Source organism: Streptomyces sp. NPDC085932 (assembly GCF_044540525.1).
Lineage (GTDB): Bacteria > Actinomycetota > Actinomycetes > Streptomycetales > Streptomycetaceae > Streptomyces > Streptomyces levis.
On the sequence record NZ_JBITSJ010000002.1, the window covers coordinates 916,607 to 939,106 of the forward strand.

Annotated in this window: 27 protein-coding genes; 14 read left to right on the top strand and 13 right to left on the bottom strand. The window is 71.2% G+C overall.

The genetic code is table 11. The annotated features are described in order from the left end of the window. Nucleotides 1-43: 43 nt before the first annotated feature. From ACIGAQ_RS13285 to ACIGAQ_RS13295, 3 genes are all read left to right on the top strand, one after another. Entirely contained in the window at nt 44-1,342 is a 1,299-nt protein-coding gene (locus tag ACIGAQ_RS13285) for a multidrug effflux MFS transporter (RefSeq protein WP_311687421.1), read from the top strand. Then, on the top strand, nt 1,294-2,469 hold the full coding sequence (locus ACIGAQ_RS13290; protein ID WP_362274063.1) for a serine hydrolase domain-containing protein: 1,176 nt from the start codon (nt 1,294-1,296) through the stop codon (nt 2,467-2,469). The genes ACIGAQ_RS13285 and ACIGAQ_RS13290 overlap by 49 nt, the downstream gene beginning before the upstream one ends. A 108-nt stretch (nt 2,470-2,577) precedes the next feature. Then, nucleotides 2,578-3,306: a hypothetical protein gene (locus ACIGAQ_RS13295; RefSeq protein ID WP_399782185.1), complete on the top strand. Its 729-nt coding sequence runs from the start codon at nt 2,578-2,580 to the stop codon at nt 3,304-3,306. Between the two features lie 21 nt (nt 3,307-3,327). On the opposite strand, the gene ACIGAQ_RS13300 is transcribed toward ACIGAQ_RS13295, so the two are convergent. Beyond that, nucleotides 3,328-3,912, bottom strand: coding sequence for a hypothetical protein (locus tag ACIGAQ_RS13300; RefSeq protein ID WP_399782188.1), 585 nt, complete (start codon nt 3,910-3,912; stop codon nt 3,328-3,330). Between the two features lie 414 nt (nt 3,913-4,326). Further along, complete coding sequence (locus ACIGAQ_RS13305) at nt 4,327-4,650, bottom strand: hypothetical protein (protein WP_399782190.1); 324 nt, start codon at nt 4,648-4,650, stop codon at nt 4,327-4,329. A gap of 419 nt (nt 4,651-5,069) precedes the next feature. Between ACIGAQ_RS13305 and ACIGAQ_RS13310 the strand changes: the two genes are divergently transcribed. Both ACIGAQ_RS13310 and ACIGAQ_RS13315 read left to right on the top strand, forming a co-directional pair. Then, the gene (locus ACIGAQ_RS13310; protein ID WP_399783166.1) at nt 5,070-6,191 is read left to right on the top strand and encodes a helix-turn-helix domain-containing protein; all 1,122 of its coding nucleotides are present in this window, start codon (nt 5,070-5,072) and stop codon (nt 6,189-6,191) included. Nucleotides 6,192-6,205: 14 nt separating this feature from the next. Then, entirely contained in the window at nt 6,206-6,787 is a 582-nt protein-coding gene (locus ACIGAQ_RS13315; protein WP_399782193.1) for an HD family hydrolase, read from the top strand. 43 nt (nt 6,788-6,830) lie between these two features. On the opposite strand, the gene ACIGAQ_RS13320 is transcribed toward ACIGAQ_RS13315, so the two are convergent. Then, nucleotides 6,831-7,277 carry an SRPBCC family protein gene (locus tag ACIGAQ_RS13320; RefSeq protein WP_399782196.1) on the bottom strand — a complete coding sequence of 149 codons (447 nt, stop codon included), beginning with the start codon at nt 7,275-7,277 and terminating at the stop codon, nt 6,831-6,833. 149 nt (nt 7,278-7,426) lie between these two features. On the opposite strand from ACIGAQ_RS13320, the gene ACIGAQ_RS13325 reads away from it, so the two are divergent. After that, on the top strand, nt 7,427-8,419 hold the full coding sequence (locus tag ACIGAQ_RS13325) for a small ribosomal subunit Rsm22 family protein (RefSeq protein WP_311687413.1): 993 nt from the start codon (nt 7,427-7,429) through the stop codon (nt 8,417-8,419). A 101-nt stretch (nt 8,420-8,520) separates the two neighbouring features. Here ACIGAQ_RS13325 and ACIGAQ_RS13330 read toward each other — a convergent pair whose 3' ends face one another. Beyond that, nucleotides 8,521-8,727, bottom strand: coding sequence for a DUF6243 family protein (locus ACIGAQ_RS13330; RefSeq protein WP_311687411.1), 207 nt, complete (start codon nt 8,725-8,727; stop codon nt 8,521-8,523). A 106-nt stretch (nt 8,728-8,833) separates the two neighbouring features. Here ACIGAQ_RS13330 and ACIGAQ_RS13335 point away from each other — a divergent pair, with 106 nt between their 5' ends. Continuing rightward, entirely contained in the window at nt 8,834-9,505 is a 672-nt protein-coding gene (locus ACIGAQ_RS13335; protein WP_399782200.1) for a TetR/AcrR family transcriptional regulator, read from the top strand. Here ACIGAQ_RS13335 and ACIGAQ_RS13340 read toward each other — a convergent pair. After that, the gene (locus ACIGAQ_RS13340) at nt 9,484-10,341 is read right to left on the bottom strand and encodes a glycerophosphodiester phosphodiesterase (RefSeq protein ID WP_311687408.1); all 858 of its coding nucleotides are present in this window, start codon (nt 10,339-10,341) and stop codon (nt 9,484-9,486) included. The two genes, ACIGAQ_RS13335 and ACIGAQ_RS13340, sit on opposite strands and share 22 nt — an antisense overlap. 249 nt (nt 10,342-10,590) lie before the next feature. On the opposite strand from ACIGAQ_RS13340, the gene ACIGAQ_RS13345 reads away from it, so the two are divergent. Next, entirely contained in the window at nt 10,591-11,322 is a 732-nt protein-coding gene (locus ACIGAQ_RS13345) for a bifunctional DNA primase/polymerase (protein ID WP_311687406.1), read from the top strand. Nucleotides 11,323-11,335: 13 nt separating this feature from the next. Here ACIGAQ_RS13345 and ACIGAQ_RS13350 read toward each other — a convergent pair whose 3' ends face one another. The 4 genes from ACIGAQ_RS13350 to efeO form a co-directional block, all read right to left on the bottom strand. Continuing rightward, a complete protein-coding gene (locus tag ACIGAQ_RS13350) occupies nt 11,336-12,328 on the bottom strand; it encodes a hypothetical protein (RefSeq protein WP_362274047.1) in 993 nt (330 codons plus the stop codon). A 103-nt stretch (nt 12,329-12,431) separates the two neighbouring features. Then, nucleotides 12,432-13,262 carry an iron uptake transporter permease EfeU gene (gene efeU, locus ACIGAQ_RS13355; protein WP_399782205.1) on the bottom strand — a complete coding sequence of 277 codons (831 nt, stop codon included), beginning with the start codon at nt 13,260-13,262 and terminating at the stop codon, nt 12,432-12,434. Nucleotides 13,263-13,266: 4 nt separating this feature from the next. Then, entirely contained in the window at nt 13,267-14,505 is a 1,239-nt protein-coding gene (gene efeB / locus ACIGAQ_RS13360; protein WP_399782208.1) for an iron uptake transporter deferrochelatase/peroxidase subunit, read from the bottom strand. A 13-nt stretch (nt 14,506-14,518) separates the two neighbouring features. Beyond that, entirely contained in the window at nt 14,519-15,667 is a 1,149-nt protein-coding gene (efeO, locus tag ACIGAQ_RS13365; RefSeq protein WP_311687399.1) for an iron uptake system protein EfeO, read from the bottom strand. Between the two features lie 143 nt (nt 15,668-15,810). Between efeO and ACIGAQ_RS13370 the strand changes: the two genes are divergently transcribed. Then, entirely contained in the window at nt 15,811-16,455 is a 645-nt protein-coding gene (locus ACIGAQ_RS13370) for a PhzF family phenazine biosynthesis protein (RefSeq protein ID WP_399782212.1), read from the top strand. A 98-nt stretch (nt 16,456-16,553) separates the two neighbouring features. After that, complete coding sequence (locus tag ACIGAQ_RS13375; protein WP_311687395.1) at nt 16,554-16,766, top strand: hypothetical protein; 213 nt, start codon at nt 16,554-16,556, stop codon at nt 16,764-16,766. Between the two features lie 80 nt (nt 16,767-16,846). On the opposite strand, the gene ACIGAQ_RS13380 is transcribed toward ACIGAQ_RS13375, so the two are convergent. Next, the gene (locus ACIGAQ_RS13380; protein ID WP_399782215.1) at nt 16,847-17,494 is read right to left on the bottom strand and encodes a heme oxygenase (biliverdin-producing); all 648 of its coding nucleotides are present in this window, start codon (nt 17,492-17,494) and stop codon (nt 16,847-16,849) included. Between the two features lie 155 nt (nt 17,495-17,649). Further along, on the bottom strand, nt 17,650-18,507 hold the full coding sequence (gene map / locus ACIGAQ_RS13385) for a type I methionyl aminopeptidase (protein WP_311687391.1): 858 nt from the start codon (nt 18,505-18,507) through the stop codon (nt 17,650-17,652). Nucleotides 18,508-18,565: 58 nt separating this feature from the next. On the opposite strand from map, the gene ACIGAQ_RS13390 reads away from it, so the two are divergent. Continuing rightward, on the top strand, nt 18,566-18,796 hold the full coding sequence (locus ACIGAQ_RS13390; RefSeq protein WP_399782218.1) for a hypothetical protein: 231 nt from the start codon (nt 18,566-18,568) through the stop codon (nt 18,794-18,796). A gap of 79 nt (nt 18,797-18,875) precedes the next feature. Here ACIGAQ_RS13390 and ACIGAQ_RS13395 read toward each other — a convergent pair whose 3' ends face one another. Beyond that, nucleotides 18,876-19,478: a hypothetical protein gene (locus ACIGAQ_RS13395; RefSeq protein ID WP_311687388.1), complete on the bottom strand. Its 603-nt coding sequence runs from the start codon at nt 19,476-19,478 to the stop codon at nt 18,876-18,878. Between the two features lie 118 nt (nt 19,479-19,596). Between ACIGAQ_RS13395 and ACIGAQ_RS13400 the strand changes: the two genes are divergently transcribed. The 3 genes from ACIGAQ_RS13400 to ACIGAQ_RS13410 are packed head-to-tail and all read left to right on the top strand — an operon-like array spanning nt 19,597 to nt 21,672. Then, a complete protein-coding gene (locus tag ACIGAQ_RS13400) occupies nt 19,597-20,670 on the top strand; it encodes an exo-alpha-sialidase (RefSeq protein ID WP_399782221.1) in 1,074 nt (357 codons plus the stop codon). Between the two features lie 38 nt (nt 20,671-20,708). After that, on the top strand, nt 20,709-21,428 hold the full coding sequence (npdG, locus tag ACIGAQ_RS13405) for an NADPH-dependent F420 reductase (RefSeq protein WP_399782224.1): 720 nt from the start codon (nt 20,709-20,711) through the stop codon (nt 21,426-21,428). 4 nt (nt 21,429-21,432) lie between these two features. Next, complete coding sequence (locus ACIGAQ_RS13410; RefSeq protein WP_311687382.1) at nt 21,433-21,672, top strand: hypothetical protein; 240 nt, start codon at nt 21,433-21,435, stop codon at nt 21,670-21,672. 4 nt (nt 21,673-21,676) lie between these two features. Here the strand turns inward: ACIGAQ_RS13410 and ACIGAQ_RS13415 are convergent, their stop codons facing one another. Then, the gene (locus tag ACIGAQ_RS13415; RefSeq protein WP_311687380.1) at nt 21,677-22,477 is read right to left on the bottom strand and encodes a site-2 protease family protein; all 801 of its coding nucleotides are present in this window, start codon (nt 22,475-22,477) and stop codon (nt 21,677-21,679) included. Nucleotides 22,478-22,500 lie beyond the last annotated feature (23 nt).

Below are 22,500 nucleotides of genomic sequence, written 5' to 3' on the forward strand. Positions count from 1 at the left end.
GCTGAGAGCATAGGTGGCGATCGACTCGAAAAGGGAGGGACTCATGCCCGAGGGTGGGGCGTCCATATCGAAGACCGCGCAGGGGGCCGCGACCGGGACGGCTCCCCCCGACCTCGCATCGCACCGCCGCACCGGGCTCCTGGTCACCTTCCTCCTCGGGAGCCTGACCGCCGTACCGCCCCTGGCGATGGACATGTACCTCCCGTCGCTGCCGGAGGTCACCCGCTCCCTGCACGCGCCCGCCGCGACCGTCCAGCTGACCCTCACCGCCTGCCTCGCCGGCATGGCCCTCGGGCAGCTCGTCGTCGGGCCGATGAGCGACCGCTGGGGGCGCCGCCGCCCGCTCCTCGCCGGGCTCGCCGTCTTCGTCGTCGCCACCGTCCTGTGCGCGCTCGCCCCCACCGTCGAACTCCTGGTGGCCTTCCGCCTGGCCCAGGGCCTCGCGGGCGCCGCCGCGATCGTCATCGCCCGGGCCGTCGTCCGCGACCTCTACGACGGCATGGCCATGGCCCGTTTCTTCTCCACCCTCATGCTGATCTCCGGCGTCGCCCCGATCGTGGCGCCGCTGATCGGCGGGCAGGTGCTGCGGGTGACGGACTGGCGGGGCGTCTTCGTCGTCCTGACGGCCGTCGGCGTCCTCATCGGCGTCCTGGTCTGGACGAGGCTCCCCGAGACCCTGCCGCCCGCCGAACGGCACAGCGGCGGCGTCGGCGAGGCCCTGCGCGCGATGCGCACCCTGCTCGCCGACCGCTCCTTCACCGGCTACATGCTCACCGGCGGCTTCGCCTTCGCCGCCCTCTTCGCCTACATCTCCGCGTCCCCGTTCGTCATCCAGGAGATCCACGGCGCCTCCCCGCAGACGTTCAGCCTGCTGTTCGGCCTCAACTCGATCGGGCTGGTCGTCGTCGGCCAGATCAACGGCAAGGTCCTGGTCGGCCGGGTCAGCCTGGACAAGGTGCTGGGCGTCGGCCTGGCGATCGTCATCACGGCCGCGACCGCGCTGCTGCTGATGTCCCTGGGCGTGTTCGGCGAGGTCGGGCTCGCGCCCGTGGCCGTCGCGCTGTTCGTGCTGATGTCCGCGATGGGCATCACCCTGCCCAACACCCAGGCGCTCGCCCTGATGCGGGTCCGGCACGCCGCCGGTTCCGCCTCCGCCCTGCTCGGCACGTCCTCCTTCCTCATCGGGGCGATCGCCTCCCCGCTGGTCGGCGTGGCCGGGGAGGACACCGCCCTCCCGATGGCCGTCGTCCAACTGGCCGCCGCCCTGGTGGCACTGGCCTGTTTCATGGGAATGTGCCGACCCTGGAGGGCCCGCGCGAGTGTGGAGGGAGCGGACAGCTGAGCGCACCGAGACTGCGCGACGGCACGCCGGAACGGGCCGGACTCGACCCCGCGGAACTGCGCCACCTCGTCCGCGAGGTCCACGTCCTCACCACCGGACGGCGCCCCTGGGCACCGGGCGCGGTGCTGGTCGTGGGCCGCGGCCCGGTCATCGCGGTCGAGGAGGCGGCGGGCTGGGCCGTCCGCTACGCGGCCTACGACGAGGCCACCGACGCGGGCGTGGAACTGCCCCCCGAGGAGCGGGTCCCGATGACCGTCGCCACGCCCTTCGACCTGGCGTCCCTCACCAAACTGTTCACCTCGGTCGCCGCCGTGCAGCAGATCGAGCGCGGCACGCTGGGCATCGACGCGAAGGTCGGCGCGTACCTGCCCGACTTCACGGCGGCGGCCCGGCACGGCATCACCGTCCGCCAGCTCCTCACCCACACCTCGGGCCTGCGCCCCGAACTCCCTCTCCACGACTGCGCCGACGACGCCGAACGCCTCGCGGCGCTCCGCTCGGAGGCCCCGGTCGGAGCGCCGGGCACCCACCGCTACTCCGACCTCAACATGCTCCTCCTCCAGCACGTGCTGGAACGCCTCACCGGCCGCACCCTCGACGTCCTGATCCACGACGGCATCACCCGGCCGCTGGGCATGACGGCGACGGACTTCGGGCCGTGCCCCGGGGCGGCGGCCACGGAGGACCAGCGGCGGCCCTGGGCCAAGGCGGACCGGGGCATGCTGCGGGGCGAGGTCCACGACGAGAACGCCTGGGCGCTCGGCGGAGTGGCGGGCCATGCGGGCCTCTTCTCCACGGGCCGCGACCTCGCGGTGTTCTGCCGCGCCCTCCTCGCGGGCGGCTCCTACGGCCCCGCCCGCATCCTCGGCCCCGACTTCGTCGAACTCCTCTTCACCCCACCGGGCCTCGGCTTCACCCTCGACCAGCCCTGGTTCATGGGCGACCTGGCGGGCCGCGGAGCGGCGGGCCACACGGGCTTCACGGGCACGTCCCTGATCCTCGACCCGGCGACGGACACGTTCCTCATCCTCCTGACGAACTCGGTCCACCCCCGCCGCAGACGCCCGGACAACGCCCCGAGAGCAGCAGCGGCGACCCGGGTGGCGCGGGCTGTGCGGGGGAGATGAGGGAAGAAGCGGTGTGCGTCTGCCGCGATCCAGAGCAGCGGGGATCCTGCTTTTCCCTCGCGTCAATGGGCAAACATCACGGGCTGCCGGACTAACAGGAGATGCGAAATGGCGGATCTTGTCATCGCCGTGACCGGAGCGCTGATCATGCTGATCATGACTCCGCTATTTCACCCGCTGTCACGGAAGCTCGAATCCATCTCCCAACGGATCTACAGGATCAAGCCCGTAAGTGTGCATGTGGAGGCGGATCCGTCTGTGGCGTGGGCAGGATTTCCCAACTGGATCGCCTCCTGGGTTTGGTTGCCAGGCCTTCCCGCCGGTTCCCCACCAGAGCACCCTACTGATTGGCACGCTTGGGCCTCGAGTCTCGGTGGCTGTGATGCCTACGTTTCGGTTTTGAAGGTGACCATCACCTCCCGGATCTCCACCACCGTAGTTGTGGATCAGCCGAAACTCCGAGTCAAGGAGATGCCCACAGAGCTATCGCGCGGAGGAGTCATAGCAGCCAATCCCGTCGGCGGAGCGGCGCTGGAGCCCAGGAGGATCGAAGTGTGCCCTGAAACTGGCACATCGATGTGGATTGATGAAGAGGGTCAATCCATGGGGCCGCTGAGCCTGACGCTGTCGCCTGGGGAAGTGGAGCAATTCTATATTTTCACTCGAGTCGACTCGGGGTTCTATAAATGGAGGTTGGACCTACCTGTCCTTGTGGACGGAAGGCGGATGATAGTGCCGATTTCTGGCGACAGTGATGGCTGGTTCAGAACATGTGGTCTTGATGGCTTTGAAGAGCACATCTATACAGACGGGTCATGGCGGGTTGCGGATGCTTGATCCTCCCGCCCACGCCTCGGGTCAACCTCTGGTTGGCAGCGGTTCGTGATGATGCCAGACCAAGTAGCGATCCTCGCGGCGTAATTCTGCGGAACCCCACTCAATGCGCATGACGCCGGCCTCCATGGAGCAGGCATAGGCGACGAGAACCAGTTGCACATCCTCGGGAAGGAGATCCAGGTCTGGGTGTACCTCGGAGTCATCCAGGTCCCCCCAGTCCAGGTCGAATGCCGGCTGCCTGGGAGGAGGGCCGTGACGGCGGATCAGCTCTGCTCGAAATCCTGCGGCCCGACGGAGGCGTGCAGCCGTGACGGGCACGTCTTTCTTGGCGTAGCGGAGGGGGTAGATCAGGTGGCCGCGGACGAGCATCATCGTGCGTCCTTGCAGGCGCAGAGCTTCCCCGAGACCGGAGATGCCGGCGGCCAGTTCCTCGTATTGCACTGCGTAGAGACCGTGTCCGTACGCTTCGAGTGTCTGAGTGTGGACACCCTCGTGCCCGGTGCGGGCCCGCTCATGAGCTCGGAGGAGGCAAGCCGGGATGATGTCCGCCAGTTCATCTGCTATGTCCCCGAAGGTTTCACGTGCCCATTGACTGGCTGAACCCACGACGAACCGCCCTCTCCTGGTGGTCCGGCAACACAGCACCGAGCAGCATCCACCTAAACCGTGCTGTGTCCTGGCGGGTCACACAAGGTGTCAACCAGCGCACAAAGGGGGCGCACACCGCCCTGAACAGGGTTCACGGCATCCTGGCGGCGAAGACGGCGGGCAGCAGCTGCACTCGGTGAGCATGCATGCTGACGTGTTGATCACAACTTCCGAGCTGATGTCACGGACGACCTGCGCGGCGGGCCCGTAGATACTCCTCGTTCAGTTTGTCTGCTGTCGTGCAGGGCAATTCGAGGTTCGCGCCCTTCTCGTTTACCGTCGTGCACGTTGGACATGTGACGCAGTGGTCTGCCAGGAGTGCGTATGCGGCCAGCCATGGGGCACGGAAGGATGGCATGTCGTCGGTGTCGCTCACGGCTCGGGCTCCGGGTCCAGGCACTGCCACCCAGTGGCGATCAGCCGAGCGACCGCGACCAACGCGCACAGCTCTGTGGCTGAGTCCATAGGGACCGACCAGTAAGAGGCGAGCGTGTGGTCTCGACGAGCGACGTCTGGCCGTGGCACCCCCAGATAGCTGTCCCTGCCGAGGCAATGCACATCCAGGGCGGTCCATGCGTTGGCGACTTGGCGCAGCGTCTCCGGCAAGCCGGCGGACACCAGCGCGTAGTAGCGCGAGAAGCGTGGGTCGCAGACGACCGGCCCGCCACCGAGGGTCTCGGCCAGGAAGGTGTCCACGCAGCCGACTCCGCTCCTCGCACTCAGAGCGGTCAGCAGATGCTCGGGGATCCGCACGGCGGAGAAGAGCCCACCCAGCGGGAGCATCGCCACCCCGTGTTGTTCCCACTCGAACCGAGCACGGTCTCTGAGCGCGGGCGGCAGCGTGGCCAGCAGTCGGTGTTCCGTTGCCAGACGACGGCGGCGGATGAGAGCTGTCGGCGGAGCAGTCTCCGCCCTGGTCTCTCGTGTCGCAGTGATCAACCCGGAGGTTTCCCCCGGCTGGAGCCCTGTCGGCGTATGGACGTCCACAGACCCACCTTCCCTATACGCTCAGTTATCGAGCCACTACTGCCTGAACGGTAGAAAACGCTGGTTACTGGCTGAAGTGACCGGCAGTACGGGAACGGACGGGGCCCACAGGGGGATAGGTGGTCGAGATGACGTCGGGTGCGGAGCGAACCCTGACTGGCGGTCGGGGTACGGCCGGACGACGCAGGGTCGGGATCATCTCCGGTTACACGTTCAGGGTCGTCCGGGAGCAACTTGGCTTGACGCAAGACGATGTAGCCGAGCGGCTGGAGGTCTCGTCGGACACGATCGCGGGCTGGGAGTCCGGGCGGCGGCCGCTCACCGCCGTGCCGGTAGGGCAGATGCTCGTACACCGGCACCGACTCATGCAGGTGGGAACTTCCCCCGCTCTGCTTCTGGCCCTTGAGCGGGCGATAGAGGCCGACGTCCTATTGGTGGGCGCCTTGGACGAGGAGACTCCCGTCGGCCAGAACCCCCTCGGGGCGTGGGTCATGCAGCGCGACTTGGTGGAGCTTCTCTCGTGGCCGCTCACACGGATCCCGCCGCAGCCGATCCGCGATCTGCCAGAGCCCCGGCGGCCGCGCCGCGGCCCCGTGCCGTCGGCTCCGGAATTGGCGCTGACCGACCGGCGCACGTTCTTCGCACGGATGCGAGACACTGCGGAACGGGCCCGTCGTGAGGAGCAGTTCCTGCTGCGGCGCCAGGCGCTGTACCTGTCCGGCTACGACGACCAGGCTGACACCTCCGAGTGGCTCGCACACCAGCAGGCCGCGGAACGGCCCGGTGGCTGGCTTGCCGACTGGCTGAACGCCCGCTCCGTGGCGGCCGTCGCCGCGCGGCAGGGCGATCGTGAGCCGATGAGCCGCTTCATCGACACCGTCCTTCTCGACGATGATCGCGGTGAGGCCGCCAACTTGAACTACTGGGCTTACTGGGTGGGTGAGAGTCGGCACCTCGAACTGTCCGACGACTTCATCGGTCGCCGCGAGCCCGGGCCGTGGCCCTGGGCCGGGAACAAGCTGCTCGCCCACCTTGCGAACGGGCTGACGCCCCACCACGGCTACGTCGAGTTGAACGTCCATTCCCTATGGTCTCTGCTCTCCGTCCGGCCGAACCTGCTGAAGTCCGGGGCAGCGACCCGAGTCCTGCGCGAGCGGCTGCCGGTGATGTTGGATAGCCGGGGGTTGTCGGCTCGCGCTCGCCGTGAACTGGACAGCATCAGGTATGCGATCCGCCTTGCCGAGGCGTGAGAGGAGACTCGACCGTGGCCGAAGAGCTGACCCAGGTGGCGCGGTTCCTGTACGAAGCGGGGACACTCAAGCAATCGAAGCGCACCGGGTGGTGGATGGCCGGGGTGCGTGACCCGGAGAGCGTTGCCGAGCACTCCTGGCGTACCTCGCTGATCGCCTCGATCATCGCCAAGCTGGAAGGGGCGGACCCTGCCCGTGCCGCGTTCCTGGCGGTGTGGCACGACTCGCAGGAGACGAGGACCGGGGACCTCAACCACTTGGCCAAGAAGTACGGTGCCGGCGAAGCCGACCCCCAGGTGGTCACCGCCGACCAGGTGACAGGCATGCCCGAGGTCCTCGCGTCCACAGTGCGGGAACTGATCGGTGAATACGAGGCCCGCGAATCGCCCGAGGCGATCTGCGCGCGGGACGCCGACAAGCTGGAATGCATGCTGCAGGGCATCGAGTACAAGGCTCAGGGCTACGAGCACGCACAGCGATGGATCGACAACAGCCGAGGCCGCCTCGTTACCAAGACGGCGAACGAACTGGCTGATCAGCTGCTGGCGACCGACCCACTGGACTGGCTGCGCAGCACGATGGGCGAGCTGGGCTGATGCCTCCGGGATCGGCGCCCGGAGCAGAGCGGCAGTGGTTCCGTCAGCCGTTCCCGTTCCGTTCCCGTACCGCGATCCGCGCCAGTTTCGTCAGCATCATGCCGTTGCGGATCGCGACCAGGTAGTCCACGGGGAGGCCGTGCATGCGGGTGCCGGGACCGCGCAGGGGGTGCCAGTCGAGGGTGAAGAGGGTGTGGTCGCCCCAGGGCAGCAGTCGCATGGCGATGCGGGCCGCGCCGAAGGGGTCGGCCTTGGCCTCCAGTTCCAGGCGGCGGCCCGGCTCGCAGATGCGGACGACGCAGGTGTCGTCCAGGGTGAGCGGGCCCGCGCCGACGCGCACCTTCAGCCGGGCGCCCTCGGCGGGCCAGTGCGGATCGGCGGCGAGGATCTGCCGGGTCCCCGTGACCCACTCCCCGTAGCGGTGACCGTCCGACAACAGGCCCCACACCTCCGGCGGCGAGCTCAGGATGAGGCGGCGGGTCCGGGCCATGGTCACGCTCCTGGGCAACTGAGGCGGTGAGGGCAGCTGCGATCGATGCGGGAAGGGGTTCCAGGGTGTTGTGCGCCGTGCCGCGTGCGCAGGTCGGCGGGGCCGGACGGGGGAGTCCGGCGGCGCCGGGGCCCTCGTAGAATCGCCGGGTGAACGCCCCCGTACCCCCGGCCGACTCCCTCCGCGCCGCCCTCGCCGGTCTGCTCGACGGGCTGCCGCCGCGGCAGGCCGCGCAGGCCGTGGAGCGGCTGATCAGCAATTACCGGGGGACCACCCCGACCGACGCGCCCATCCTGCGGGACCGGGCCGACGTCGCCGCCTACGCCGCCTACCGGATGCCCGCGACCTTCGAGGCCGTGCGGTCGGCGCTGGAGGCGTTCGCCGAGGCCGCGCCCGGCTGGACCCCCGCGTCGCACACCGACGTCGGCGGCGGTACGGGCGCCGCGGCCTGGGCCGTGAGCGCGACCTGGGAGGGGGAGCGGCCCGTCACCGTGCTCGACTGGGCCGAGCCGGCCCTCGCCCTCGGCCGGGAGATCGCCGCGGACCGGCCCGCCCTGCGCGACGCCCGCTGGCAGCGCTCCCGGATCGGAGCGGCGCTCTCCCTGGAGAGCACTGATCTCGTCACCGTCTCGTACGTCCTCAACGAGCTGACCGCCCCCGACCGCACCGCCCTCGTCGACGCCGCCGCGGCCGCCGCCCGGGCCGTCGTGATCGTCGAACCCGGCACCCCCGACGGCTACGCCCGGGTCATCGAGGCCCGCGACCGGCTGATCGGCGCCGGCTTCCGGATCGCCGCCCCCTGCCCGCACAGCGCCGCCTGCCCCATCGCCCCGGGCACGGACTGGTGCCACTTCTCCGCCCGGGTGAGCCGCTCCTCCCTGCACCGCCAGGTCAAGGGCGGCTCCCTGGCCTACGAGGACGAGAAGTTCAGCTACGTCGCCGCCGCCCGCTTCCCCGTCGAACCGGCGCCCTCCCGCGTCGTGCGGCGCCCCCAGATCCGCAAGGGCCAGGTCCTGCTGGACCTCTGCGAGACGGAGCCGTCCCTGCGCCGCGCCACCGTCACCAAACGCCACGGCGACCTGTACAAGGCGGCCAGGGACGCCGACTGGGGAGACCCCTGGCCGCCCTCCGCCTCCGGGTGAGCCGGGGCAGCCGTCCAGCGCGGCAGCGCCGACCGACGAGACAAGTTCCCCTCGGGCGGATCCCGCGCCCGAGGGGCGCTCTCACCCCGGGCGGGGGAGGCTCACGAGGAGCCCTGTTGCGTGTCGCCCTCCTGTCGCTGCTGCTGCCGTTTCTCCTGGAGCCTGCGCAGCAGTTCGCGCTTCTGGGCCCGCGGATCGAGTCCGCCGCCCGTCCGGCCGCCCCGGCCCCCGCCCCGCAGGGCCTCTCGGCCGAGGTTCTTGCGTGAACCGCCGACTCCCAGCATGTTTCCGGCTCCACCTCGGGCCATGTCGGACTCCCTTCCGCACCTACGATGGAACGAGACGGTTCGTCTCGCAATCTCGCTCCCACTCTCCGCGAGACGCTCCGTCTTGTCAACCTGATAAATTCGACCCATGTCCGCCCAGAAGCCAGCCCGGCCCGCCCCCGGCAAGTCCGTCCGGCCCGCCCCCGGCAAATCCGCCCCCGACTCCACCCGGCGCAGCGAGAAGTCCCGCCGCGCCATCTACGACGCCGCCCTCGCCCTGGTCGTCGAGGTCGGCTACCCGAAGACCACCATCGAGGGCATCGCCGCCCGCGCCGGCGTCGGGAAGCAGACGATCTACCGTTGGTGGTCGTCCAAGGCGGACGTGCTGATGGAGGCCTTCCTCGACCTGGCCGAACGGTCCCAGCAGGAGGTGGCGGCGGAGCCGGTGACCCACGTCTTCCCGGACACCGGGGACGTCGCCGCCGACCTCAAGACCGTCCTGCGCGCCACCGTCGACGAACTGCGCGACCCCCGCTTCGAGGCGCCGTCCCGCGCCCTGGCCGCCGAGGGCGTCGTCAACGAGGAACTCGGCCGCGAACTCGTGGCCAAGCTCATGCAGCCCTCACTCGACCTCTACATGACCCGGCTGCGCGCCGCGCAGGCCGCCGGCCAGGTCCGGGAGGGCCTCGACCTGCGCATCGCGCTGGAGTTCTTCATCTCCCCGCTCGCCCAGCGCTGGCTCCAGCACACCGGCCCGATCTCCCACGAGTACACCGACACCCTCGTCGACTACGCCCTTCACGGCCTCGCACCCCGCTGAGCGGCCCGGGCCAGCCGCCCCGGCGCGTCCGTGATGACCCCGTCGCAGCCCAGTGCCAGCACCCGGTCCCGCTGCGCGTCCGTCACCACCGTGTGCGCCCACACCCGCGGGATCCCCGACCGCACGGCCCGCAACAGGTCCGCGTCGCGCGCCCGGTGGTCCACGTCCAGCAGATCGACGTACGAGCGCCAGCGCTCGGGGCGGTCCGTGCGCAGCTGCTCCGCCGAGCGCCACACCTGCGCGAGCAGGCCGAGGCGGTGGGCGCGCCGGGCCACCTCGGGGTCGTTGGAGTTCACGAACACCGAGCGGGTCAGGCCCCGGGCCCGGATCAGGGCGGCCAGCCGGTCCAGGGCCCGCGGGTCCTTCGCCTCCAGCATCAGCACGATCCGGCCGCCGAAACGGTCCAGCACCTCGGCGACCGTGGGCGGCCGCTCCGACCGCCAGCTCCCGGGCAGCCGGTCCTTCGGGCGCAGCCGTACGCCCCGCCACTCCTCCGCGTCCAGCGCGCGCACCTCACCGCCCAGGTAGGTGGTGCGGTTGAGGGTCTCGTCGTGGAACACCACCGGCGTGCCGTCGCGCAGCAGCCGGGTGTCGAAGTCCAGCACCTGCGCCGTACCGCGCTGATAGGCCGCCATCAGGCCCGTCATGCTGTTCTCCGGGACCTCACGGGCGCCGCCGCGGTGGGCGACATAGGTGATCCGGGGCAGCGCCGCCACGGTCAGCGGGCCCGCGCCCCACTCCAGCGGGGCCGGGGCGCGGCCGGCGGGGCCGGTGAGGACGAGCGGGACCACGGACGCCGCGGTGGCCAGGGCCGTCAGCGCGATGCTTGTGACCATGGCGACCACGGTAGGGCGCCATGTCCTGGCAAAGCGGGCAATGACACCAGATGGAGGTGCTGCGCCCTTTTTCGTCCTGTGGCATATGCCTCGCCCGCCCGTGCGCGTCTCGCCCCACCGGTCCGTGTCTCGCCCCACCGGTCCATGTCTCGGCCCTCATGCCCCGGATGTGGGCACTGGCCCCCCGGTGCGCGGGAAGATGGGACCATAAGGCATGCTGTTCCGCACGACGGCGAGGCGAGGGGATAGATGAGCGCGGAGTTCGGCGGCCGGACCGGCCTGCAGGGCAAACTCACCCAGTGGCTGCGCGCGGGGCGCCGGCCCAAGGAGACCGCCGGGGACGGCGGCCGTGAGGACCTGCTGCTCGCCGCCGCCGGGGCGGGGCTGCCGCTCGCGCCCGCCGCCCACCCGGCCGGATACCGCTGTTCCTGCGACCGCGTCGGCTGTCCCACCCCCGCCCGGCACCCGGTGTCCTTCGCCTGGCAGACGCAGTCCACCACCGACCGCGCCCAGGTCGAGCGCTGGGCCCGCCATCAGCCGCAGGCCAACTTCATCACCGCGACCGGCATGGTGCACGACGTCCTCGACGTGCCCCTCGACGCCGGTCGCGCCGCGTTGGAGCGGCTGCTGGCCGAGGGCGTCGAGGTCGGGCCGGTCGCCGAGAGCGACGACGGGCGCATGCTCTTCTTCACCCTCACACGCGGTACGCCCGAGGACGAGGACGAGTGGTGGCCGTGCGAGCTGGACTGCCACCCCGAGACGATGGACGAACACCCCGGGCTGCGCTGGCACTGCCGCGGCTCCTACGTCCTCGTGCCGCCGGCCCGGCTGCCCGGTGAGGACCAGTCGGTGCGGTGGGTGCGCGGGCCCGAGCACGCGCTGCCGGACCCGCTGAGCCTGCTGGAGGTGCTCACCGAGGTCTGCGGGCGGTACGCCGGCGAGGAGACCGACCAGCGGGCGGCCTGGCCCCTGCGGCACTGAACTCCCCGGACCGCTACGAGCCCTCCGCCGCGGTCAGGCCCTGGATCCTGCCCAGGATCGTCACCTTGCCCTGGCCCTTGGGGTCCAGCGCCACCTCGTTGGAGACGAACTCCATCGTGAGGGACTGCTTGATCTCGCCCTTCGTCAGGGCCAGCACGTCCTTGTTCGGCACCGGGACCGAGGTGCCCGCGGCGGCCGTCTGCTTCTCGTAGTGGCGCGTGGTGAAGAACACCAGCGCTCCGCCGTCCGTCGTGCGCAGCGCCAGCGGCGCGTAGTCGCCGTTCGTCAGCGGCTCGTCGATGTACTGGGTGACCAGGCCCGGCTTCTTGGCGTTCTTCTGGCGCAGGGTGCGCCACTGGGTGGTGTGCGGGCCCTCCGCGAAGGTCTCGCCGCCGTCCTTCAGGTACGTGGTGTAGTTCCGGCTCAGCTCGCCCGGATCGGCGGCCAGGCCGGCCGACTTCACGGGGACGGACTCGGCCCAGCCGTCCGCGTCCTTCCTGAACTCCGGGACCTTGCCCGGGGCGACGAGCGTCAGGTACGCCACCTGGAACGGGGCGTCGAGGCTGCTGCGGGTGAACACCAGCAGCCAGCGGGCGGTGCCGCCCTTGTTGCCGGCGGCGTCGACGAGGAACCAGCGGGGCCAGCCGGCCTTCTTCGGGATGGTGAACTTCGCGTCCGTCAGCCGCAGGGGGGTGTGGTTCGGGTTGCCGTCCGGGTTGTTCGCCCTGCCGGCCTTCAGGCGGGCGGCGTCGATGTCGGCGAGGGCGCCGGTGGTGTGATCGGCGTCCAGGGCGGGGTCGTAGGCCTTGTCGGCCTCGTTGTACGCGGTGGTGAACTGCCGGAGGGCCTTCGCGGCTTCGGCGCGGGTGGTGGACGGGAGGATCTCCCGTTCGCCGTGCACCACGACGCAGCCACCGGCCGTCAGCGACAAAGCGGTCACGGACGCCGCTATGAGGGCGCTCCGGGCGGACCTGCGGAGCGTTCGAGGGTCGCGATCCCTGCTCATCGGGTTCCTTCACCTTCCCCTTTCCGGAGGCGAACCCTACCGGGTGCCTCCGGCGGCCTGGCCGGGGTGGGGTGCGGTGGTGGGGCTTCGGGCCCCGTCGCCTTCAGGCCCGGTCGCCCACCGGCTCCCGGCCGGCCCTGGCTGGGGCGAAGAACAGGGCCAGGGTGGGGGCCAAGTACAGCAGCCACACCGTGACTTGGAGGACCGTCGGGTCGGGCTGGAAGTTGAGGACGCCCTTCAGCAGGGTGCCGTACCAACTGTCCGGCGGGATCGTGCCGGAGATGTCGAAGGCCTTGTCGTTCAGGCCGGGCAGGAAGTCGGCCTCCTGGAGGTCGTGGAAGCCGTACGCGAGGACACCCGCCGCGACCACGACCAGCATGGCGCCGGTGTACGTGAAGAACTTCGACAGGTTGATGCGCAGCGCGCCGCGGTAGAACAGCCAGCCCAGGAGGACCGCCGTGAGCAGGCCCAGGGCGACGCCCAGCAGGGGACGGGGGGTGCCGTCGCTCGCCGCGTGGACCGACGCCCAGACGAACAGGGCCGTCTCCAGGCCCTCCCGGCCGACCGCGAGGAACGCCGTGGCGACCAGCGCGCCCGTGCCCATCGCGAGGGCGGCGTCCAGCCGGCCGTGCAGCTCCGACCTCAGGTGCCGGGCCGTGCGGCGCATCCAGAACACCATCCACGTCACCAGGCCGACCGCCAGGATCGACAGCGAACCGCCGAGCGCCTCCTGCGCCTGGAACGTCAGCTCCTGGGAGCCGAACTCGAGGGCGCAGCCGAAGCCGAGCGCGAGCGCCACCGCGACGCCGATGCCCGCCCAGATCGGCTTCAGGGCGTCGCGGCGGTCCGTCTTGACCAGGTAGGCGATGAGGATGCAGACGACCAGGCTCGCCTCCAGGCCCTCGCGCAGACCGATCAGGTAGTTGGAGAACACGGGCCTAGGCCTCCTCGGAGAACAGCGTCCGGCCCCACCAGTCGTCCTGGTCGCGGACGCCCGGCGGGACGGCGAAGAGCGCCGAACCGACGTGCTGGATGTACTCGTTGAGCGCGTCCGTCGCCAGGTTGCGCTGGATCGGGATGAACCCCTCGCGGACGTCGCGCTGGTAGGCCAGGAAGAACAGGCCCGCGTCCAGCCGGCCCAGACCGTCCGTGCCGTCGGTGAAGGAGTAGCCGCGGCGCAGGATCGTCGCCCCGTGGTTGGAGTCGGGGTGCGCGAGGCGCACGTGCGCGTCGGGCTTCATCGCCTTCAGGAACGGCTCGTCGCGCTCCTTGGCCTTGCCCACGGGCGCGCCCTCGCCCTTGTCGCGGCCGAAGATGTCCTCCTGCTCCTGCAGCGAGGTGCGGTCCCAGGTCTCGATGTGCATGCGGATGCGGCGGGCGACGAGGTAGCTGCCGCCTGCCATCCAGGCCGGGCCGTCCTTCTCGCCCACCCAGACGTGTGCGCGCAGGCGGGCCGTCTCGGTGCCCGCGATGTTGCGCGTGCCGTCCTTGAAGCCCATGAGGTTGCGCGGTGTCTGGGCCTCGGGCGTCGTGGAGGAGGTCTTGCCGAAGCCGAGCTGCGACCAGCGGATGACGACCTTGCCGAACCCGATGCGGGCCAGGTTGCGGATGGCGTGCACGGCGACCTGCGGGTCGTCGGCGCAGGCCTGGACGCACAGGTCGCCCCCGCTGCGGGCCTCGTCCAGGTTGTCGCCGGCGAACCTCGGCAGGTCGACGAGGGCTTCGGGGCGGCGGTCGGCGAGGCCGAACCGGGTGAACAGGCTCGGGCCGAAGCCGATCGTCAGGGTCAGACGGGAGGGCTTCAGGCCCAGCGCCTCGCCCGTGTCGTCCGGGGGTGCCTCGGCCAGGCCGCCGTAGGCGCCCTCGCCGACGGCGCGGCCGGCCGTCATGCGCCGGGCCGCCTGGGTCCAGTCCTTCAGCAACCGGACGAGGTCCTCGCGGTCCTCGGTGGTCACGTCGAACGCGGCGAAGTGCAGGCGGTCCTGGACCGGGGTGGCGATGCCCGCCTGGTGGGGTCCGTGGAACGGGATTGCCGCGCCGGCGGCCGGCGCGGCGGCGTCGTCCGTACGGGCGATCGCCACCGCGCCGCCCGCGGCCGCGGCGCCGAGCGCGAGGCCCGCGCCGCCCCAGCCGAGCAGCGAACGCCGGGACGGGGAGGGGGCGTTGGAGTCCGTCATCGTCGGGTCCCGGTCACTTCACGACGGCCGCGGCGAGCTTCGACAGCGGCTCGGCGAGGGCGTTGACCGCGTCCGAGAGCTCCTTGCGGTCCGCCTTGCCGACCTTGTCGTAGGACGTGAAGTCGTAGGAGCCGGCGTTCGGGCGGTACCGGTCGAGGAGTCCGTTCAGCGCGGCGAACTGCCGGTCCAGCTCGGTGACCAGGGCCGCGTCGTTCTCCCGGGCGACCGGCTCGAGCAGGTCGTACGACTTCTGCGCGCCCTCCACGTTGGCCTTGAAGTCGACGAGGTCGGTGTGCGAGTAGCGCTCCTCCTCGCCGGTGACCTTGCCGGTGGCGACCTCGTCGAGGAGTTCCTTCGCGCCGTTGGCCATGGAGGTGGGGGTGATCTCGGCCGAGCCCACCCGCTTCTGCCAGTCCTTCAGGTCCTCGACGAGCAGCCCGGCGAGTTCCTTCTCGCGGTCGCCGATCTTGCCGTCCTGCCAGAGGGCCTTCTCCAGGCGGTGCCAGCCCGTCCAGTCGGTGGCGGGGTCCTGGCCGTCCTCCAGGCCGTCCTCGCGGACGTCGACCTTGGGGTCGATGTCGCCGAAGGACTCGGCGACCGGCTCGGTGCGCTCCCAGCCGATGCGGGAGGGGGCGTAGGCCTTCTTCGCCGCCGCGATGTCGCCGTCCCGGACGGCCTCGGCGAAGGTCTCGGCGAGCGGCAGCGTCTCGTCGGCCTGCTGCTGCACGTAGGCGCGGTACGCGGCGACGGCCTTGTCCAGGCGCGGGTCGCGCTCGGCGGTCCTGCCGCCGGTGGCCTTGACGGCCTGGCGGATGCCCTTGCCTTTCATGCCCGGCTTGCAGGCGATCTGGTAGTCGCCCGCCTTCACCTCGGCGGTGACGCGCTGCTTGGTGCCGGGGCCTATGTTCTCCCGCTCGGTGACCACGCGGTCGTCGGGGAAGAGGACGTAGACCTCGGTGACCTTGGATCCCTTGTTCTCGACGGCGAGTTCGACGTGCCCGGCCGGGAACTCCTTCCTGGACACCTCGCACTTGTCGTCGGTGGCCGTCACGTTGATCACGCGGTCGCCGTCCTGGGTGCCGCCCTTCTCGGTGCAGCCGGTGACGGCGGTCAGGGCCGCCGCGGCGGCGACGAGGACGGAGGCTGGTCTGACGGGTCGCATGGAGGCTCCAAGACAGGAAGGTGAGGCTCACCTAAGGCACATAAGGATTACCTAAGTGGCTCAAAATCGCTGCCATGAGGCAGTCAAGGGACGGTCAAAGCTCACGTTCGGCGTGACGCCCCGGCCGGTGCTTGAATGCCCCCGTGACTGACTACGACGTGCTCCGCGTCTTCTGCGGGCCGAACGGTGGGTACGGCAACGAACTCGGTGTCGTGCGTGAGGGGTCCGTCCTGCCCGGCCCGGAGGACCGGCAGGCGTTCGCCGCGAAGCTCGGGTTCAGTGAGACCGTGTTCGTCGACGACCCCGAGCGGGGCGTGATCGACATCTACACGCCGACCCTGCGGCTGCCCTTCGCCGGGCATCCCTGCGTCGGCACGGCCTGGCTGCTCGACGTGCCCGAACTGGTGACACCCGCCGGAGTGGTCGGGGCGCGGCAGGACGGGGAGTTCTGCTGGATCGAGGCCCGGGCGGACTGGGTGCCGCCGCGCACCCTGCGGCAGTACGGCGGCGCCGCCGAGGTCGACGCACTGCCCGTGCCCCCGCCGGGGGAGTGGGTCTACGCCTGGGCGTGGGAGGACGAGCCCGCCGGGCGGGTGCGGGCCCGGGCCTTCCCCGGCCGGGGCGACGGCATCGACGAGGACGAGGCGACCGGGGCGGCGGCCCTGCTGCTCACCGACCGGCTGGGCCGGGCCCTGAACATCACCCAGGGGGCGGGCTCGCAGATCCTCACCGCGCCCCAGCCGGGCGGCTGGACCGAGGTCGGCGGCCGGGTGCGTCTCGAACGCTGACCCGGGCGGCGCGCGGCCGTACGGGTGGAACAGCGTGTGTGCGCGGCGCCGAACGGGGACCTCTGGGCGTGACCAAGCACCACCGCGAGAGGACTCTCATGCGCATTCGATCCGCTCTGGCCGTAGCCGCCCTGACCGTCGCCGTCACCGCCACCGGCGCGGCGACCGCCGCCGCCAACGACGACGACGGCCGGGACTACCGCGACGGCCACCACGTGGCGTGCAGCCCGTACTTCGGTGAGCTCGAGGCCGAGACCGCCGAGATGGAGTGGGGCGGCGCGGTCTGCCACAACGGCCCGTTCGACATCTGAGCCGGGGCCGGCTCTCCTCCCGAGACGGATCCGGGGCTCCTCGCCGTGCGCGAGGGGCCCCGCCCGTCGTCCCGGGCCGCTCACGCCGACAGCGGGAACTCCTCGCCCAGCGCCAGGAAGACGCCGTTGTTCAGCTCGTAGGCCCGCCTGCACTCGGCCACGATCCGCTGCCGCTCCAGCTCGTCCCCGGGCACCGCGTCCAGCAGCTCCCAGTAAGCCCGCTTGAAGGCCGCCGGGTTGGGGATCTCCTCGAAGACGTAGAAGCGGACCCCGTCGCCCTTCTTCGCGAAGCCCCACGTCTTCTCGGCCGTGTCCCGGATGATCTGCCCGCCGGAGAGGTCGCCGAGGTAGCGGGTGTAGTGATGGGCGACGTAGCCGGCCGGCCAGTCGCGGGCGCACTCGGTGATCCGTCCGGCGTACTCCAGCGTGGCCGGCAGCGCGCTGACGGCCGACCGCCAGCCGGGGCCGCGCAGGTACTCCAGGTCCTGTTCCAGCGCCGCCGTGCGGAACAGCTCGGGGCGGACGAACGGGCCCGCCACCGGGTCCCCGGCCAGCCGCCGCGCGGCGGACTCCAGCGCCTGGTACACGAACCACAGCTGCTCCGTGTAGCGCGCGAACGCGTCGACCCCCAGTTTGTGCCCCAGCAGGTCACTCAGGAAGGTCGAGGCCCTGACCTCCTCGTGCTGCTCGCGGGAAGCGGTCCGGATGAGGGTCGAGAAGGATTCCATGGGCCCACTCTCACTGGTTAGGGTTACCTAAGTCAATGCCTTGCCGACCGGCTGTCGGTAAACTTCCCGACGCGTTGTCGGGAAAAACCCGGGCGGGCACGAAAAAAGGCCCGCCCTCGGGGGAGAGCGGGCCGCCGGACGGGGGAAGCGGAGCGTTACGGCAGCGTGAGGATCTCCGCGCCCGAGTCCGTCACCACCAGGGTGTGCTCGAACTGGGCCGTGCGCTTCCGGTCCTTCGTCACGACCGTCCAGCCGTCGTCCCACATGTCGTACTCGTGCGTGCCGAGCGTCAGCATCGGCTCGATCGTGAACGTCATCCCGGGCTGGATGACCGTCGTGGCGTGCGGGCTGTCGTAGTGCGGGATGATCAGGCCCGAGTGGAACGACGAGTTGATGCCGTGACCGGTGAAGTCCCGCACCACGCCGTAGCCGAAGCGCTTGGCGTAGGACTCGATGACCCGGCCGATGACGTTGATCTGCCGGCCCGGCTTGACCGCCTTGATCGCCCGGTTCAGGGACTCCCGCGTCCGCTCCACCAGCAGCCGCGACTCCTCGTCGACGTCGCCCACCAGGTAGGTGGCGTTGTTGTCGCCGTGCACACCGCCGATGTACGCGGTCACGTCCAGGTTGACGATGTCGCCGTCGCGCAGGACGGTGGAGTCCGGGATGCCGTGGCAGATGACCTCGTTGACGCTGGTGCACAGCGACTTCGGGAAGCCCCGGTAGCCGAGCGTCGAGGGGTAGGCGCCGTGGTCGCACATGTACTCGTGCGCCACCTTGTCCAGCTCGTCCGTGGTCACCCCGGGGGCGATCAGCTTCGCGGCCTCCGCCATCGCCCGGGCGGCGATCCGGCCGGCGCGGCGCATCGCCTCGATCGTCTCGGGCGTCTGCACCTCCGGTCCGGTGTACGGCGTCGGCGCGGGCTTGCCGACGTACTCGGGGCGGCGGATGTTTCCGGGCACGGAACGGGTGGGGGACAGCTCCCCCGGGACGAGCAGCGACTGGCCAGACATGCCAGCGAGTCTAACCAGCGGCCATGGGGGAACATGTCGATGGCGAGAGGAGCTGGTCATGGCCCTGTTCAAGAAGCGGACGGTCGGCAAGCCGGGCGAGTGGTACTACTGCCTGGAACACAGGAAGGTCGAGGAGGGGCCCGACTGCCCGGGCAAGGACCGCTTCGGCCCGTACGCGAGCCGCACCGAGGCCGAGCACGCCATGGAGACCGCCCGCGAGCGGAACCTCCAGTGGGAGAACGACCCCAAGTGGCACGACGCCCCCGCGGGCGGCCGCGAGGAGAGCTGACCCACCGCCCGCCCGGGGCCCCGGCAGCCCCGGGCGGGCGCCGTGTCCCGGCCCGGGCGTGCGTCGTGACTCCCGGGCCTCACCAGCGGGCCGGTGGCGGAGCCGTCAGATGTTCCGCCAGCCTCGACACCCGGTCCCGGAAGCGGCGCCGCCCCCGCGGGGCGGGAACCGCGTTCTCGCCCGCCGCCGCGCTGACCAGGTGCTGGACCGTGTCCAGGTCCAGCTCCGAGCCCGCCGGGACGGCCAGCGCCTCGTGCGCCACGGCCGGCAGCTCGCCCCGGTCGGGACCGAGAGCCAGGACCGTCGCCCCGGCACGGCGGGCGTCCGACACCCGTTCGAGCAGGGGCGCGGCAGGGCCCTCGGGTGACACCACCAGCAGCGTCTCGCCCCGCCGGGCCGCCTCCAGCCGGCCGAGACCCACCGCGAGGTGCGCCGGGTCCGAGGGACGCGCGTCGTGCCGTACCAGCGTCGGGGCCAGCTCCGGCGTTCCCGACCACGCGGCCTCGTCCACCAGATGCGCCGCGAGATGCCACGGCTCGTAGGCGGGCGTGCCGACGAGCAGCAGCCCGCCCCCGTGCGACACCACCGACCCGCGCAGCGCCCCGGCGAACCGCCGGGTGGCGCCCAGCCACTCCGTCCCGGCGAGCACTTCCCGCAACAGTGCGACCCGTACCGCGTCCATGGGCCGCATCCTGCCCGAACGGGTCAGTCGTGACGCGGAGTTCACCGCGCATTCGCCCGGCCTGGGTAGGCGGCCCGGTCACGCATTCCGTCGTCGAACGCCCGGAGGAGCCCCGCCGATGACCGAGACCAGCGTCCCCTTCCGCGCCGGCCGGGAGGGATACGCCAGTTTCCGCATCCCCGCCGTCGTCGCCACGGGCAGCGGCACCCTGCTCGCCTTCTGCGAGGGCCGGGTCGGCTCCCGGGACGACTTCGGGAACATCGACATCGTGCTGAAACGCTCCACGGACGGCGGCCGCACCTGGGGCCCGCTCCAGGTCGCCGCGCGCAACGGCGACGCCCTCGCCGGCAACCCGGCCCCCGTCGTGCTCGACACCGGCCGCGTCCTGCTGGTCCACGTGCGCAACGCCGCCCCGGCCACCGAGGACGCCATCCGGCGCGGCAAGGTGAGCGCGGCCGACGGGCGCCGCGTGTGGGTGCAGCACAGCGACGACGAGGGCCTGACGTGGTCGGCGCCGCGGGAGATCACCCGGGAGACCAAGAAGCCGCAGTGGCGCTGGTACGCCACCACCCCCGGCCATGCGATCCAGCTGAGCACCGGCCGGGTCGTCGTCCCCGCCAACCACTCCCTGCCGCCCACCGGCACCGACACCGGCACGGAGGGGAAGTACAACGGGGGCCACTGCCTGCTCAGTGACGACGCCGGCGCCACCTGGCGGATCGGCTACGTCGACGACGACCCCGACGGCTACGTCAACGCCAACGAGACCACCGCCGCCGAACTGCCCGACGGGCGCGTCTACTTCAACACCCGCAACGACTCCCCGTCGCCCGGCACCCGCGCCGACGCCCACTCAGGCGACGGCGGGCAGAGCCTGCTGAAGCCCTTCCGCCCGCAGGCGGGCCTGACCGCCCCCGTGTGCCAGGCGGGCGTCCTCCAGCTCCGCGACCCCGACCTGCTGCTGTACTCCGGGCCCGCCGACCCGGGCTTCCGCGCCCTGATGACCGTCCGCGCCTCCACCGACGGCGGCACCACCTGGCGCCCGGCCCACACCGTGGACGGACTGCCCGCCGCCTACTCCGACCTCGTCCGCGCCGACCGGGACACCGTGGGGCTGCTGTACGAGACGGGCGACTTCGGCGCCTACGAGACGATCACCTTCCGGCGGGTGCCGGTGGCGGCGCTGACCTGAGCCGGTCGGGGCGGGGCCGCGGTCGTAGAGTCGGGGCCATGACCTCTACCGACAGTGCTGCCACCGACAACGCCCAGAAGGCCCCCGTCAAGGACCCCTGGGACCTGCCCGACGTCTCCGGACTCGTCGTCGGGGTGCTCGGCGGGACCGGGCCGCAGGGCAAGGGCCTCGCCTACCGGCTCGCCAAGGCGGGGCAGAAGGTGATCATCGGCTCGCGGGCCGCCGACCGCGCGCAGGCCGCCGCCGAGGAGATCGGCCACGGCGTCGAGGGCGCCGACAACGCCGAGACCGCGCGCCGCAGCGACATCGTGATCGTCGCCGTGCCCTGGGACGGCCACGGCAGGACCCTGGAGTCCCTGCGCGAGGAACTGGCCGGCAAGCTGGTCGTCGACTGCGTCAACCCGCTCGGCTTCGACAAGAAGGGCGCCTACGCCCTCAAGCCCGAGGAGGGCAGCGCCGCCGAGCAGGCCGCCGCGCTGCTGCCGGACTCCCGGGTCACGGCCGCCTTCCACCACCTGTCGGCCGTGCTGCTGCAGGACCCGGAGATCGACGAGATCGACACCGACGTGATGGTGCTCGGCGAGGTCCGCGCCGACGTGGAGATCGTCCAGGCCCTGGCCGGGCGCATCCCCGGCATGCGCGGCATCTTCGCCGGGCGGCTGCGCAACGCCCACCAGGTGGAGTCGCTGGTGGCGAACCTGATCTCGGTGAACCGCCGCTACAAGGCGCACGCGGGGCTCCGGGTCACGGACGTGTGAGCCGATGGGGGACACTGGACGGCACAGCACTGCCCGAAGTGTCCCCCGACAGGAGTCGACCCGTATGCCCCGCCTCGCCCTCTACGCCCTGATCGTCTGCGTCCTCTCCGTGGCCGCCGCCGTGGTGTCCTTCACCCGGGGCAGCTTCCTGGGGATCGTGTGGGTGCTGCTGGCGGGCCTGTCGTCCAACATGTGCTGGTACTACCTCAAGCGCGCCAGGCAGCAGAAGTCCGTCACGGGCTGAACCGTCAGGGCGCGGCCGAGCAGAACTCGTTCGAGCCCTGCCAGAAGCGGTACAGCTCCTGACCGCAGTACGTCTCCACGTCACTGATCCCGAGCGACTTCAGGATCGCGTCGATCACGTCGAAGAACACGCCGTTCACCGCCGGCAGCCACAGCAGCGCGAACACGAACAGCAGGCCGAACGGCGCGAACGGCTCCACCTGACGCCGGACGTTGTACGACAGCCACGGCTCGATCACGCCGTAGCCGTCCAGACCCGGCACCGGCAGGAAGTTCAGCAGCGCGGCCGTCACCTGCAGCAGAGCCAGGAACGCCAGCGCGAAGCGGAAGTCGCTCGGCACACCGTCCAGCGCGTCCAGCCAGAACGGGGCGGTGCACACGACGGCGAACAGCACGTTGGTCAGCGGGCCCGCCGCCGAGATCAGACTGTGCTTCCAGCGCCCGCGGATCCGGCCGCGCTCGATGAACACGGCTCCGCCGGGCAGGCCGATCCCGCCCATGATCACGAAGATCACCGGCAGCACGATGCTGAGCAGCGCGTGCGTGTACTTCAGCGGGTTCAGGGTCAGATAGCCCTTCGCGCCGACCGAGATGTCGCCGCTGTGCAGGGCCGTGCGGGCGTGCGCGTACTCGTGCAGGCACAGCGAGACGATCCACGCCGCCGTCACGAACAGGAACACGGCGACCCCGGGCTGCTCGGCGAACCCGGTCCAGGTCGCCCACCCCGTGACCGCCGTCACGGCCAGGATCCCGACGAAGACGGGACTGATCCGCCGCTCACTGTGGCGGCTGGTGGCGGTGGTCATGGGACTCCCTGCACTCTCGAACA

What these genes read in the sequence shown, in the direction of transcription:
- ACIGAQ_RS13330 (WP_311687411.1), bottom strand. Translation starts at nt 8,727, where the DNA reads ATGGCCCGAGGTGGAGCCGGAAACATGCTGGGAGTCGGCGGTTCACGC.
- ACIGAQ_RS13335 (WP_399782200.1), top strand. Translation starts at nt 8,834, where the DNA reads ATGTCCGCCCAGAAGCCAGCCCGGCCCGCCCCCGGCAAGTCCGTCCGG.
- ACIGAQ_RS13350 (WP_362274047.1), bottom strand. Translation starts at nt 12,328, where the DNA reads ATGAGCAGGGATCGCGACCCTCGAACGCTCCGCAGGTCCGCCCGGAGC.
- ACIGAQ_RS13395 (WP_311687388.1), bottom strand. Translation starts at nt 19,478, where the DNA reads ATGGACGCGGTACGGGTCGCACTGTTGCGGGAAGTGCTCGCCGGGACG.
- ACIGAQ_RS13400 (WP_399782221.1), top strand. Translation starts at nt 19,597, where the DNA reads ATGACCGAGACCAGCGTCCCCTTCCGCGCCGGCCGGGAGGGATACGCC.
- ACIGAQ_RS13320 (WP_399782196.1), bottom strand. Translation starts at nt 7,277, where the DNA reads ATGGCCCGGACCCGCCGCCTCATCCTGAGCTCGCCGCCGGAGGTGTGG.
- ACIGAQ_RS13375 (WP_311687395.1), top strand. Translation starts at nt 16,554, where the DNA reads ATGCGCATTCGATCCGCTCTGGCCGTAGCCGCCCTGACCGTCGCCGTC.
- ACIGAQ_RS13415 (WP_311687380.1), bottom strand. Translation starts at nt 22,477, where the DNA reads ATGACCACCGCCACCAGCCGCCACAGTGAGCGGCGGATCAGTCCCGTC.
- ACIGAQ_RS13295 (WP_399782185.1), top strand. Translation starts at nt 2,578, where the DNA reads ATGGCGGATCTTGTCATCGCCGTGACCGGAGCGCTGATCATGCTGATC.
- ACIGAQ_RS13285 (WP_311687421.1), top strand. Translation starts at nt 44, where the DNA reads ATGCCCGAGGGTGGGGCGTCCATATCGAAGACCGCGCAGGGGGCCGCG.
- efeO (WP_311687399.1), bottom strand. Translation starts at nt 15,667, where the DNA reads ATGCGACCCGTCAGACCAGCCTCCGTCCTCGTCGCCGCCGCGGCGGCC.
- ACIGAQ_RS13410 (WP_311687382.1), top strand. Translation starts at nt 21,433, where the DNA reads ATGGGGGACACTGGACGGCACAGCACTGCCCGAAGTGTCCCCCGACAG.
- ACIGAQ_RS13310 (WP_399783166.1), top strand. Translation starts at nt 5,070, where the DNA reads ATGACGTCGGGTGCGGAGCGAACCCTGACTGGCGGTCGGGGTACGGCC.
- efeB (WP_399782208.1), bottom strand. Translation starts at nt 14,505, where the DNA reads ATGACGGACTCCAACGCCCCCTCCCCGTCCCGGCGTTCGCTGCTCGGC.
- ACIGAQ_RS13340 (WP_311687408.1), bottom strand. Translation starts at nt 10,341, where the DNA reads ATGGTCACAAGCATCGCGCTGACGGCCCTGGCCACCGCGGCGTCCGTG.
- map (WP_311687391.1), bottom strand. Translation starts at nt 18,507, where the DNA reads ATGTCTGGCCAGTCGCTGCTCGTCCCGGGGGAGCTGTCCCCCACCCGT.
- ACIGAQ_RS13345 (WP_311687406.1), top strand. Translation starts at nt 10,591, where the DNA reads ATGAGCGCGGAGTTCGGCGGCCGGACCGGCCTGCAGGGCAAACTCACC.
- npdG (WP_399782224.1), top strand. Translation starts at nt 20,709, where the DNA reads ATGACCTCTACCGACAGTGCTGCCACCGACAACGCCCAGAAGGCCCCC.
- ACIGAQ_RS13390 (WP_399782218.1), top strand. Translation starts at nt 18,566, where the DNA reads ATGGCCCTGTTCAAGAAGCGGACGGTCGGCAAGCCGGGCGAGTGGTAC.
- ACIGAQ_RS13380 (WP_399782215.1), bottom strand. Translation starts at nt 17,494, where the DNA reads ATGGAATCCTTCTCGACCCTCATCCGGACCGCTTCCCGCGAGCAGCAC.